The sequence below is a fragment of the Tersicoccus sp. Bi-70 genome (assembly GCF_001968825.1).
Classification (GTDB): domain Bacteria; phylum Actinomycetota; class Actinomycetes; order Actinomycetales; family Micrococcaceae; genus Tersicoccus.
Genome location: NZ_MIEU01000002.1, coordinates 78672 through 90700, shown reverse-complemented (window position 1 = coordinate 90700; position 12029 = coordinate 78672). Strand labels below are relative to the sequence as shown.

Genomic DNA, 12029 nt, shown 5'->3' with positions numbered 1-12029 from the left:
TCGTGGCTCTGCATCGCTCCACCGGCCGTCGCTCCCCGGCGGTCCGCCGTCAGCGGATCGCCGCGACCTGCGCGTACAGCTCGGGGGTGCGGCGGTCGTACCAGCGGCCGCCGGTCCGCACCCCGAGCAGCAGGAACACCGCCCCGAGCACGAGCCCGACCACCAGGCCGAGCCAGCCGGCGACCGCCGAACCGCCGAACAGGGCCAGGGCGAAAAGCACCAGCGCCGGCGAGCACAGCACCGCCATCACGCCGATCCCGGCGAACTGGACGATCATCGGGAACACGCCGGCGCCCTGCGGGGACTTGAAGGGGCTCTCCCCCGGCGCCGGCACCGGGTACACCCAGCGCGCCGAGACGACACTGGCCAGGCCGAGGCCGGTCAGCAGCACCCCGAGCGTCGCGCCCGTCAACGGGGCCAGGACGTCCCAGCGCCCGCTGACCGCCACCGGCACGAGGACGACGACAGCGAGCAGCGGCACCGCGATGGCCAGGCAGGCGAGCACCCGGCCCCAGCGGTCCGCCGCCCCGGGCACCCCGGAGGCCACGTGCAGCCAGAAGGCGGTGTTGTCGTAGGAGATGTCGGCCGAGATGGCCCAGCCGAGCAGGAACGCCACGATCGGCCCGGTCCACAGCAGCAGGGCGTAGCTGCCCGACTGGGCGCCGACGAACCAGAACACCACCGGCAGCAGCGGCACGACGACGAGACTGCCGCCGTAACGCGGGTCCTTGAACCAGTAGGTCAGGCAGCGGGCCGCGACGGCGGCGACCCGGCCGTCCGCCGTCCCGAGGAAGCCGAGCCGACCGCCGGCGCGGGCACCCGATCCGGTGGCCGGCGGGTCGACCAGCGCCCGGGACAGCGAGGCACGCCAGAGCAGCAGCAGCACGCCGAGGGTGGCGAACGCGACGACGGCCTGCAGCGCCGCAACCGCCGGCGCCCCGGTCAGGACGGACCCGCCGATCGCCCACGCGGCGCCGAGCGGCGTCCAGCCCAGCACCGCGGCGATGCGGGCCAGCAGCGCCGGCACATCGGGGTTGTCGGAGACCGCGGAGCCGACCGAGCCGATGATCGGGCCGAGCAGGATGAGCGGGATGAAGGCGACGATGCCGGCCACCTCGCGGAACCGGCGGGACGCGGTCAGGCCGGTCAGCGCCGTCGCCACCACCCGGGAGGCCGCCACGCACGTGAACAGGCCGAGCACCGCGCCGACGAGCGCGGCGAGGGCGCTGAGCGGGTCCCGGGCGAGGGGAACCACGCTGATCAGCGAGAGGACCGCGGTCGCGAGGCCCGGCACGCCGATCAGGGAGGCGACGGCGAGCCCGGCGACGAGGGCGTTGATCGGCACCGCGTAGGTGGCGAACCGGCGGGGGTCCAGCGTCATGTCAACGCCGGAGGCCACCAGCGGGATGATCGCCCAGCCGGCCACGAGCAGGGAGCCCCCGATGACCACGACGGCGGCGGCGACCTCGGGTGCGGCGAAGCGCAGGGCCACCAGCCCGGCACCGACCAGCCCGAGCAGGAACAGGGCGTAGAGCCCGGCGAGGATGAGCGCGACGATCTGCCAGGGGCTGCGCTTGAGCCCGTTGACGAGCAGCCGGGCCTTGAGCCGGATCAGATGTGCAACCACGTCAGGCCCTCCCCCGAGCTGCGGCCGCCGACCATGGCGACGAACCGGTCCTCGAGACTCTGCCCGGCGCGGACCTCCTCGATGGTCCCGGCCGCGAGCACGTTGCCGCCGGCGATCACGGCCACGTGGTCGCACATGCGCTGCACGAGGTCCATCACGTGGCTGGAGACGATCACGGTGCCACCGGAGTCCACATAGGTGTGCAGGATCTGCCGGATGTTCGCCGCGGAGACGGGGTCGACGGACTCGAACGGTTCGTCGAGCACCAGGACCGCGGGGGCGTGGATCATCGCCGCGGCCAGGGAGATCTTCTTCGTCATCCCGGCGGAGTAGTCGACGACCGGGGTGCCGGCGTCGGCTACCAGGTCCAGCGCCGCCATCAGGTCTCCGACCCGCTCGGCGACGGTGACGCGGTCCATGCCCCGCAGCAGGCCGGCGTAGGTGACCAGCTGCTCGCCGGTCAGGCGGTCGAAGAGGCGCACCCCGTCGGGCAGGACGCCGAGGGTGCGCTTCGCGGTCAGCGGGTCGGCCCAGACGTCGACGCCGCGCACGAGCACGCTGCCCTCGGTCGGCCGCAGCAGCCCGGTGGCCATCGACAGGGTCGTCGTCTTGCCGGCACCGTTCGGCCCGACCAGGCCGTAGAAGGAGCCGGCGGGCACGTCGAGGCCGATGCCGTTGACGGCGACCTTGCTGCCGAAGACCTTGACCAGGGAGCGGACGGACAGGGCGAGCCGGTCCCGTTCCGCGCCGTCCGGGGCCAGCGGCGCCCACGGCCCGAGCCGCCGGGCCCGGTCGGGACCGGGCTGGTCGCGTTCCGGCTGGCCGGCTGCGGGTCGGTCAAGTCCGGGCCGGCCCTGCTGGGCGACCCCGTCCAGGGCCGGACGCTCGGCCGGCGGTTCGGCCGGCATCTGAGTCGTCGGCATCGTCGGGTCCGTCGAGGGCCGGTCGGTCGAGGGCTGGGCGGCGCGGTCGTCCATGGCCTCAGCCTAGAGCGGAGGCCGACGGCCGTCGCGGAGTCAGGACGGGTGAGTCTGCCGGTTCCGCCCGAGCCGACGGGTGAGTCCGCCGGTTCCGCCCTCAGGGGGCGGTCAAAGACCGGGGCACAAGGGCGGAACCGACGGACTCAGCGGGTGCAGGAAAGCGGGACGGGCCGCTCAGAACAGGACGCGGGCGAGCGCGGACCGGGCGCGGGTGACGCGTGGGTCCGTCGCGCCGACGACGTCGAACAGCTGGACGAGGCGGGCCCGGGCGGTCTCCTTCTCGTCCCCCGCGCTGTGGCCGATGAAGGTGATCAGCCGGGAGAAACCGTCCTCGACGTGGCCGCCGCTGATGTCCAGGTCGGCGACGGTGAGCTGGGCCTCCAGGTCGTCCGGCCGCTGTGCCGCGGCGGCCCGGACGGCGTCGGCGTCCGCACCGTCGAGGCGCTGCAGCAGCTCCACCTGGGCCAGACCCACCGCGGCGTCGTTGTCCGCCGGGCTCTCTGCCAGCGCCCGGCGGTAGGCCGCCGCGGCACGGTCGAAGTCGCCGGCGTCGATCGCGTCGACGGCCTCCTGGTGCAGGGGCGGCAGCGCCGGCTCGGCGTCGACCGGCCCGGCGTCCTGGCCCTCGTCACCGGCGTCGTCCCCACCGCTCAGACTGCCCGTGACACCGTTCGCCTGCGCCACCTGCAGCAGCTCGTCGAAGAATGCGTCGATCTGGCTCGCCGGCTGGGCCCCGGTGAACAGCGGCACCGGCTGGCCCTTGATCAGCGCGAAGGTGGCCGGCACGCCCTCCACGGCGAACGCCTGCGCGATCTGCGGACTCGTGTCGATGTCGATGGTGGCCAGCGCGAGCCTGCCCCCACGGGCGTGCACCCGCTCGCTCATCAAGTCGAGCATCTGCTGCGACGTCTCGCTGTAGGAGGCCCACAGCTGGAGGACGACGGGCACCTGGCCGGAGAGCTGCGCGAGCTGGTTGATGCGCGCGTCGCTGCCCTCGACGACCCACGGCGACGGGGACCCGGCACCGCCCTCTCCGGATCCGGCGGCCGATCCTGCGGCCGGCGCGGGACGCTGGGCCCGGGCCTTGAGCGCGGAGAGGTCCACCGCACCACGCAGATTCATGGAGGAGGGCACCGGCTGACCGGGGCGAGGAGACGTCATGACCTCAGCCTAGCCAGCGGCCCGCGCGCGGGCACATCGGGCGACGCCGCGGACGGTGGCCCTCAGCGACGGGTGACGGAGAGCAGTTCCTGCGCCGCACCGATCACCTGGACCGCCTCGCGCGAGCCGGCCGCCGGCACGTAGAGCACCACCGACTCGCCGTAGCGGATGTCCACGGGCGTGCGGGATTCCTTGACGCCGGCGAGCGCCGCCAGTTCGGACCGCAGGGTGAGCCGCCCGCCGGAGACCTTCGGCGTCACCGTGACCGCGTTGTCCAGCGCGCCGATCACCAGCGCACCGCCGTCGGCGGTCTGCAGCACCCGGGTCTGGGCGGCGTCCGGCGTGTGCCGACCGCTGATCCGCGCGCTCGGGTTCGCCTTCACCGCGGCGGCCTGACCGGCCACGAGCTGGTCCACGAACCGGTTCTTCGCGATCGCCCGGGTGTAGGCCGGCCGGCCGGCCGTCAGCACGGAGGCGAGTGAGGACAGGGCGGCGCGGGGCGAGGTGGTCAGCCCGTCCGCCCGGGCCGGGTCCAGCGGACGCACGGCGGGCTCGTCCGAGCCGGCCTGCGGGAACGTGGTGCCGGGCAAGAGCCCGACGGCGGAGACCACCCGGTAGTTCTCCCGCGGCGAGGCCTGCGTCAGGGTGAGGATCTGGGGCACGGTGCTCGCATCGTCCTTGGTGACCATGACGACGGTCCGCGGCCATGTCGCGCCGGTCGTGATCATCTGGGCGAGGACGGGGCCGGCGGCGATGGTCGACGGGGCCCGGTAGGTCGGTGCCTTCGCGCGGATCCGGTAGTTCGCGGTGCGCTCGGCCAGCGCCTCGCCCCCCATCCGGGCCGGCAGCGCCGCTGCCGATCGCGCGACGTCCGCCTTCCCGACGACGGACGCGACCGAGCCCATGATCCGGTCCACCTGCTGCGGCTGGAGGGCGACGCCGGCGGTCGCGGAGGCGGCGTCGGACGACGGGGCGGCGTCGGACGACGGGGCGGCGTCGGACGACGGGGCGGAGGCGGAAGCCGCGGCGGAGGCGGAAGCGGGCGACGCCGGAGCGGACGGGCTCTCGGCGGCCCGAGCGGTCGGGACCCCGGTCAGCAGACCGGTCGCGACGACCCCGGCCACCAGCGTGCCGCCGACGACGGGAACGACCCCCGGACGGAGCACGTGCGAGCGGCGCATGGAGGCGCCGGTGCGCTCGCCGGCGGTCCGCTCGGTGCCGTAGTCGGGCCGGTAGGTACCGGTCGGCGTGGGCGGGACGGCCGGGGTGGTCGCCTCCGTCGTCGCGCGCTCGGCCCGACCCGAGCCGGGCTCGTCCGGCAGGGCGGCGTGGCGGCCGCGCCGGGGAGACGGCCCGGCGGGGCCGCGACGCCGGAGGACGAGCAGGGCGAGCCCGGCGACGAGGGCGATCGCCCCGAGCACGATCAGCGGGACCGCCCACGGCGTGGACTGGTCGTTGTCCCAGGACACGGTGACGTCGGTGGGAGCGGCGGCGGTGCCGTCGGCCGTCAGCAGGAGCGCACGGTCGCCGCTCTCGGACGCGGTCCAGACGTGGGTCAGCTCGCCCGTTGCGCGCTGCGTGGTGACGAAGAGGTCCGCGCCGGAGGGATCGGGGACCCGGGACTCGCCCGCGGTGGGCGTGGCGGCCAGGGCGTCGCCCCGGCCGGTGATCGTGGTGTGCGCGGCCGGGCCCACCCAGGCCTCGACGTCGGCGGCACGGCCCTGGGCGAGGACGAAGGCACCACTGCCCTTGACGGAGACGGTCACGTCCTTGCCACCGGCCGCGTCCACGACACCGCGGTCGATCACCGTCACGGGCGCCGAGCCCGACGGTGTTGAGCCCGACGGTGTTGAGCTCGACGGTGCCGGGACGGACGCGGAGAGGGTGGCCGGCGGGAGCCACCAGGTGCGCATCCCGATGCCGGCCAGCAGGGCGAGCGCCGCGACCACGATCAGGGCGACCGCCCCGATCCGTCGAGCCATCGTCATCGGCACGGTGTTCTCCCCGTCGTCGCTGGTGTGTTCTCCGCCGGCAGGTCTGGTCACGGCCGGTCCCCGATCGCGCGGCATCCTCGATCGCGTGAGGATTCGGCGCCCACGCGTGTCCCGCGCGCGGAAGAGCCCGTCAATGGTAACCATCTCGTGACCGGACGGGGGAATCCGGCGGCCGGACATGGGACACGAGGCGTGTCGTGGCGACTCGACTGGACCCGGGTCGCCACAGCAAGCACACTGAGGATCGGCGCCCGCGCTCTGCGCGCGGTGACCGAGGGAACGACGACGGAGAAGGAGTGCCGGTGGACACGGAATCGGATCGACCGGACGAGGAGCCCAGGCTCTCCCCGCCCCCCGCGGGCCCGGCGACGGCGGTTCCTCCGCGGCCGCCCTGGTGGCGCCGCGCGGCGCACCGCGTCATCCGGCCCATCCCCGGCGCCCAGCCCCGCCGGCGTTTCGATCTGCCCCCGGACGTCGAGGGAATCCAGCACCACTACTTCGACGCCGACGGCAACGAGGTCAGCTCCGACGACCTCACCTACGGCACCCCGGGGCCGATCGGCTCCGGCCGCAGCCCGCTCTACTGGGGTTTCCTCGGCATGGTGGGTGTCGGCATCGCCCTGGGCGTCTACTTCGTCGTCACGTCGAACACCCAGCTGCTGCTGTGGATCGCGGCGGCGCTGTTCATCGCCCTCGGGCTGGAGCCGATCGTCCGGTGGCTCGAGGCGCACCGCGTTCCCCGTCCCCTCGGCATCCTCGGCGTCCTGCTCGTGCTCGTCGGGGGCATCGCGATCTTCATCGCGACCCTGATCCCCACCATCGTCAGTCAGACCACCCAGCTGGTGCAGGCCGCGCCGGGATTCGTCCAGACCTTCCTCAACTCGGATCTCTTCCACCAGGTGGACAACCAGTTGAACGTGCGGTCCTGGGCGGAGGGTGAGGCCCAGAAGTTCTTCTCGAACTCCTCGGCCGTGGGCTCGGTCGCCGGTGGCGTGCTGGGCGTCGGCACCGCGATCGTCAACTCGCTGTTCGGCACGCTGATCGTGCTCGTGCTCACCCTGTACTTCCTCGCCTCCATGCCGGCGATGAAGCGGTGGGCCTACCGGCTCGCCCCGCGCTCGCGCCGCGCCCGCGTCGAGACGCTCGGCGAGGCGATCACCAACGGCGTGGGCAACTACGTGATCGGGCAGGCCGTCGTCGCCCTGTTGAACGCCGTCTTCGCCTTCATCGTCATGACGATCGTCGGCGTCCCGTTCTCCGCCCTGCTCGCGTTCCTCGTCGCTCTGCTCGCCTTCATCCCCCTGGTCGGCGGGTTGATCGCGGGGGTGCTGGTGTCGCTGATCGCTCTGACCGCCGGCTGGCAGACCGCCGTCGCCTTTGCGATCTGCTACTTCGCCTACCTGCAGTTCGAGGCGTACTTCGTCTCCCCGCGCATCATGCAGCGGGCGGTCGCGGTTCCGGGCGCCGTCGCGGTGATCGCCGTCATCGCCGGCGGTTCGCTGCTCGGCGTGCTGGGCGCATTGATGGCGATCCCGACGGCGGCCGCGGTACTGCTGCTGGTGCGGGAAGTGTTCATCGCGCGGCAGGATCGGCTCTGAGCCGCTGACGCGCCCAGCCCGGCCGTGTGCGCCGGTCAGTCGACGGCGGAGGCGACCGGGCCGTCGAACGTCGCCGGCAGGGTCACCGCGCCGGGACCGCGGACGACGTCGACGATCTCCTGCAGCACCCGGCCGACGTACTTCTCCCCCACCCACAGGTGCTTGGCGCCGTCGACGCCGGTGAGGTCGCACTGCGGCACGGCCGCGAAGCGCTCGATCGCCTCGGGCGGCTGCAGGAAGTCGTCGTGCTCGGGCACCAGCACGCGCAGGGGCTTGCCCGACGCGCGCCAGCGGGCGAGGTCCTCGTCGCCGGCGCGGCGCAGCGGCGGGGAGAGCAGGATCGCGCCCTCGATCCGGTCCGCGATCGGGGCGACGGCCCCGTGCTTGAGGGCGAGCTCGGTGCCGAAGGACCAGCCGACCAGCCAGCGGGCGGGCAGACCGCGCGCGACGGCGAAGGCGGTGGCCGCGTCGACGTCGGCACTCTCGGTCTCGCCGTCACCGAACTCCCCCTCGCTGCAGCCGCGCGGGGAACACGTCCCCCGGGTGTTGAACCGCAGCACCGCCAGGTCCGCGAGGGCGGGCAGCCGGTAGGAGGCCTTCCGGAAGACGTGGGAGTCCATGAAGCCGCCCGCGGTGGGCAGCGGGTGCAGGGTGACGAGGGTGGCGACCGGATCGCGGTCGGCCGGAAGCGCGAGCTCCCCGACCAGCGTCAGTCCGTCGGAGGTGTGCAGCTCGATGTTCTCCCGGCGGGCCGGCAGCACCGTCGCCGCCCGGATCGGGGCCGGCTCGGCGCCGGCGTGGAAGTCGAAGATCGGGGCAGCGGTCGTCACCGGGCCAGTGTAGCGACGGCACCGTCGCCGCCCGGGCGGGTGAGCCGGCCCGTGGGTCCGGCCGGAGCGGCCACCCGGAACGCGCTCAGCGGAGGACGGTCGGCGGAGGACGGTCAGCGGAAGGCGCGCCAGCACCGCTCGTGCCAGTGCCGCCGGTCCGCGGCGGCGGCCTCGTCGCCCATGATCCAGTCCGACCGCCAGGCCACCACGTGCGCGATGCCGGGCAGCACGGCGTTCCCGCAGCCGGGGCACACGTAGGTCTTCACCGCCCGCTCCGCGCTGACCGGGGCGACGACGAACTCGCCGCGTCGGGTGCTCTCGGTGCGGCGGATGCCGCCCAGCATGCCCTCGACGTCCCGGGGCTCGGCCGCCGGACGACGCCCGCGGCGCACCGAGGGCCGCGAGGCGCGGGAGGGTCGATTGGAACGGGGCACCCCTCCATTGTGCCGGGCACCCGTCGGCGCCCGTACACGGGACGTCTCAGCCCTTCTCCGCGCCCGCGGTCAGGCCACCGGTCAGCCAGCGCTCGCTGAGGAAGTACAGGACGATGATCGGCAGGGTGAGGATCACCGAACCGGCCATCAGCGTCGTCGTCGGCACCTCGATGCTTCCGGAGAGCTGCGAGAGGCCGAGCGAGACGGTCCAGTTGTCGCGGCGCTCGACCAGGAAGAGCAGCGCGAACAGGAACTCGTTCCACGCGATCATGAAGATGAACAGGGCGTTGGAGATGATCGCCGGCATCGCCAGCGGCAGACTGACGTGCCGCATGATGCGCAGGCGCGACGCACCGTCGATCGCGGCCGCCTCCTCGAGACTGACCGGGATGGTGCGGAAGTAGTTGCGGAGCATGTAGATCGACACGGCCGCGACCTGCGCGACGTAGACGATCACCAGCCCCACGAGTGACCCGCGCAGGCCGATCCGCGTGTAGAAGACGAACAGCGGCACGGCGAGCAGGATGGCCGGGAAGAAATAGACGGCCAGGAACAGCGCCGAGATCTGCCGCCGGCCGAAGAACTCGAGCCGGCTGACCGCGTAGGAGCCGGGGATGGCGATCAGCAGCGTCAGGGCGACGGTCGCCAGGGCGACGAGCATGCTGTTACCGATGAAGCGGAGGAACCCCTGACCGCCCTCGTCCACCGACCGCAGGATGTCGACGTACGTCTGGAACTGCAGCTCCGAGGGAGCGATCCACAGCGATCCCGGGTTCTGCAGCAGCTGGTCCAGCGGCCGGAACGAGAGCAGCACCATGTAGTAGAAGGGGAAGACGGCGGCGACCAGCAGCAGCACGATGACGACGGGCCGCAGCACCGCGAACAGGCGCTCCTCGACCCGGTTGCGCCGGGATCCCGCGACACGCCGGACCCCGCTCACGCCTGCTCCTCGGTCCGGCCGAAGAACCGGAGATAGACGATGACGAGTACGGCGAGGATGACGGCGAGCACCAGCGCCTGGGCCGCCGCCGCGCCGATGTCCCCGCGCGCGGTGAGGTAGTCGAAGACCCGCACGCTGACCACCTCGGTGCCCGCTCCCCCGCCCGTCAGCAGGTAGATGTCGTCGAAGTTGTTGAACGTCCAGATGAACCGCAGGACGCTGAGGACGGCCAGGGTCGGCAGCAGCTCGGGCAGGAGCACCCAGCGGAACCGCTGGGTCGGCGTCGCCCCGTCCAGCCGCGCGGCCTCGTCGAGCACCTCCGGGACGGCGTCCATCCGGGCGGTGAGGAACAGGAAGGCGAACGGGAAGGACCGCCACGCCTCGAACGCGATCACGGTGAGCAGGCTCGTGGAGACGGGGATGGTGAGCCCGAACACCGACGGGTGGTCCCGTGACCCGAGGAACGCGATCGGGTCCGCCCAGCCCAGCAGGGCCGTCCCCCAGGCGTTGACGAGGCCGAACTGCGGGTCGAGCAGCGTGGACCACACGAAGGTCGCCGCCACCACGGGAGCGACGTAGGGCAGCAGCAGCGCCGCGCGGACCAGCCCCCGTCCCCGGAAGGGCCGCCGCAGGGCCAGGGCGGCGATCAGGCCCAGCAGGATGGCCGCCGCCGTCCCGCCCACCGAGTACACCAGCGTCGTGGCGAGGGCACCGAGGAAGCCCTCCGAGGACAGCACCGCCTGGAAGTTGGCCAGCGTGAAGGTGCCGAGGAACCCCGTGTTGCGCACGTTGAGCAGGCGCACCCGCTGGAAGGCCAGGGAGATGGTCCACACGATCGGGACGATCACCATGACGACGACGATGACGACGGTCGGGGTGATCAGCGCCAGGCCGGTGCGCGCCTCGGCACGGGCCCGCAGCGATCGCCGCGGCCGCACGAGTGCGGTCACTTCAGCGACTCCTGGACCGAACGGACGTCCTTGCCCAGGGTGCTCACCGCCTGCCGCACGTCGCTGCCCGTGGTGACCTGGTTGACCGCCTCCGCGACGGGGTGCTCCCCCTGCAGCGCCCCGATCAGGTCACCGTGCCCCGTCGAGATCCCCCACCGGGACAGTTCGCTAGGCCCCTTCGCCAGCGCGTCCAGGATGGACGCCCCGTAGAACCGGCTCATCGGGGCCTTCGTGTCGACCCCGATGGGCAGCTTCGCCCACTGGTCGCTGTACGTGGTCCTCGCCTCGGGGGTTCCGGTGCGCACGGGGACCTTGCCCTCGGGCGTCATCGAGATCCACGGCACGTACCCGTCGCTCATCATGTAGCGCACGAACCGGGAGGACGCGTCGGTCGCGGAGTCCTTCGTGATCGTCCAGGAGCTCACCTCGCCGAACCCGGCCGGCTTCGAGCTGTCGGGCCCCTGGATCGTCGTCACCACCCCGGTGTTCTTCGCCAGGAAGGCCGGGTCCTGCTTGCACGGCCCGCAGCTGGGCAGGGCGTCCTTGCGCAGGCCGGCCAGCTCGTCGAGCACGTAGCTGGACCACACGAACATCGCGGCCTTGCCGGCGAAGTAGGAGGCCCGCGTCGTGTCGACGTCCTGGTTGCCCCGGGTCGAGTAGTTCTTCACCAGGTCCCCGTAGAAGCTGAACGCGTTGCGGCAGGCGTCGCTGTCGATGGTGACCGCGCCGCCCTGGTCGACCAGCTGACACCCGTTGCCCAGCGCGACGTGCTCGAACGTCTGCTCCGTGAAGGCGTCGCCGGGCGTGTTGGCTCCGACGAAGCCGGCGACGCCGCCGCTGTCCAGCTTCTCAGCGGCCGCCTTGATCGCCTCGTAACTGGTGGGGGCGGCGAGGCCGGCGGCCTTGAACAGGTCCGTGCGGTACAGCAGCAGCTGCGTCCACGAGTCGCTGGGCACCGCGAGCTGCTTGTCCCCGCTGCGCGTCAGTTCGAGGGCACGGGAGGCGAAGGTCGCCTTGTCCAGCCCGTCGACCACCGCGCCCACGGCGTCGGTGTCGATCAGGTCGTTGCCGGCCATGGTCTGGACCGAGGGCAGGGGAATGCCGCCGACGACGTCGGGCAGGTCGCCGGCCGCGGCGGAGGAGGTCAGCAGCTGCGTGAACTGGTCCTCGGCGACCGCGACCAGTTCGACCTTCACCCCGGCGCTCTGGCTGAACCGGTCCACGATCGCCTGGGTCGCCTTGACCCGGTCGGGCAGGTCCTCGAGGATCCAGACCTTGATGCTGCTCTGGTCGCCGGCGTTGTCCGTGCTGCCGCCGCTGCATCCGGCGACCACGGCGAGCGCGAGGACGGCGACCGCCGCGGTCCCCGCCCGGCGCAGCCGGCAATACCAGGGCTGGCGATGACCGGGCGGTCGGGTGCTGCTGGAAAGAGCTGGGCTTCGTACACGTCGCCTCCCGGTGACCGTCGTCGCTGACCTTCATCCGTGTAGCCATACCGTAGTGCACAGCGTGAGC

10 protein-coding genes are annotated in these 12029 nt (G+C 72.9%); 1 reads left to right on the top strand and 9 read right to left on the bottom strand.

The annotated features are described in order from the left end of the window. Nucleotides 1-49 precede the first annotated feature (49 nt). The 4 genes from BGP79_RS00590 to BGP79_RS00575 all read right to left on the bottom strand — a co-directional run bounded on the left by BGP79_RS00590 (nucleotide 50) and on the right by BGP79_RS00575 (nucleotide 5813). The gene (locus BGP79_RS00590) at nucleotides 50-1627 is read right to left on the bottom strand and encodes a transporter (RefSeq protein ID WP_076692759.1); all 1578 of its coding nucleotides are present in this window, start codon (nucleotides 1625-1627) and stop codon (nucleotides 50-52) included. Then, nucleotides 1612-2604 carry an ATP-binding cassette domain-containing protein gene (locus BGP79_RS00585; RefSeq protein WP_369800136.1) on the bottom strand — a complete coding sequence of 331 codons (993 nt, stop codon included), beginning with the start codon at nucleotides 2602-2604 and terminating at the stop codon, nucleotides 1612-1614. The genes BGP79_RS00590 and BGP79_RS00585 overlap by 16 nt, the downstream gene beginning before the upstream one ends. Before the next feature lie 177 nt (nucleotides 2605-2781). Beyond that, entirely contained in the window at nucleotides 2782-3768 is a 987-nt protein-coding gene (locus tag BGP79_RS00580; RefSeq protein ID WP_076692758.1) for a tetratricopeptide repeat protein, read from the bottom strand. Between the two features lie 62 nt (nucleotides 3769-3830). Further along, complete coding sequence (locus BGP79_RS00575; protein WP_076692757.1) at nucleotides 3831-5813, bottom strand: hypothetical protein; 1983 nt, start codon at nucleotides 5811-5813, stop codon at nucleotides 3831-3833. A gap of 251 nt (nucleotides 5814-6064) precedes the next feature. Here BGP79_RS00575 and BGP79_RS00570 point away from each other — a divergent pair, with 251 nt between their 5' ends. Then, nucleotides 6065-7360: an AI-2E family transporter gene (locus tag BGP79_RS00570; protein WP_076692756.1), complete on the top strand. Its 1296-nt coding sequence runs from the start codon at nucleotides 6065-6067 to the stop codon at nucleotides 7358-7360. A 35-nt stretch (nucleotides 7361-7395) separates the two neighbouring features. Here BGP79_RS00570 and BGP79_RS00565 read toward each other — a convergent pair whose 3' ends face one another. From BGP79_RS00565 to BGP79_RS00545, 5 genes are all read right to left on the bottom strand, one after another. Further along, nucleotides 7396-8190, bottom strand: a complete 795-nt coding sequence (locus BGP79_RS00565) for an alpha/beta hydrolase (protein WP_076692755.1) — start codon at nucleotides 8188-8190, stop codon at nucleotides 7396-7398. A gap of 113 nt (nucleotides 8191-8303) precedes the next feature. Further along, nucleotides 8304-8624, bottom strand: a complete 321-nt coding sequence (locus BGP79_RS00560) for a hypothetical protein (protein WP_076692754.1) — start codon at nucleotides 8622-8624, stop codon at nucleotides 8304-8306. A 46-nt stretch (nucleotides 8625-8670) separates the two neighbouring features. After that, nucleotides 8671-9564, bottom strand: a complete 894-nt coding sequence (locus BGP79_RS00555) for a carbohydrate ABC transporter permease (protein ID WP_233120993.1) — start codon at nucleotides 9562-9564, stop codon at nucleotides 8671-8673. Continuing rightward, on the bottom strand, nucleotides 9561-10514 hold the full coding sequence (locus tag BGP79_RS00550; protein ID WP_076692753.1) for a carbohydrate ABC transporter permease: 954 nt from the start codon (nucleotides 10512-10514) through the stop codon (nucleotides 9561-9563). The genes BGP79_RS00555 and BGP79_RS00550 overlap by 4 nt, the downstream gene beginning before the upstream one ends. Beyond that, on the bottom strand, nucleotides 10511-11848 hold the full coding sequence (locus BGP79_RS00545; RefSeq protein WP_233120992.1) for an ABC transporter substrate-binding protein: 1338 nt from the start codon (nucleotides 11846-11848) through the stop codon (nucleotides 10511-10513). The genes BGP79_RS00550 and BGP79_RS00545 overlap by 4 nt, the downstream gene beginning before the upstream one ends. Nucleotides 11849-12029 lie beyond the last annotated feature (181 nt).

Excerpts from the sequence above, each read along its gene's own strand:
- BGP79_RS00580 (WP_076692758.1), bottom strand. The coding sequence starts at position 3,768 with ATGACGTCTCCTCGCCCCGGTCAGCCGGTGCCCTCCTCCATGAATCTG.
- BGP79_RS00585 (WP_369800136.1), bottom strand. The coding sequence starts at position 2,604 with ATGGACGACCGCGCCGCCCAGCCCTCGACCGACCGGCCCTCGACGGAC.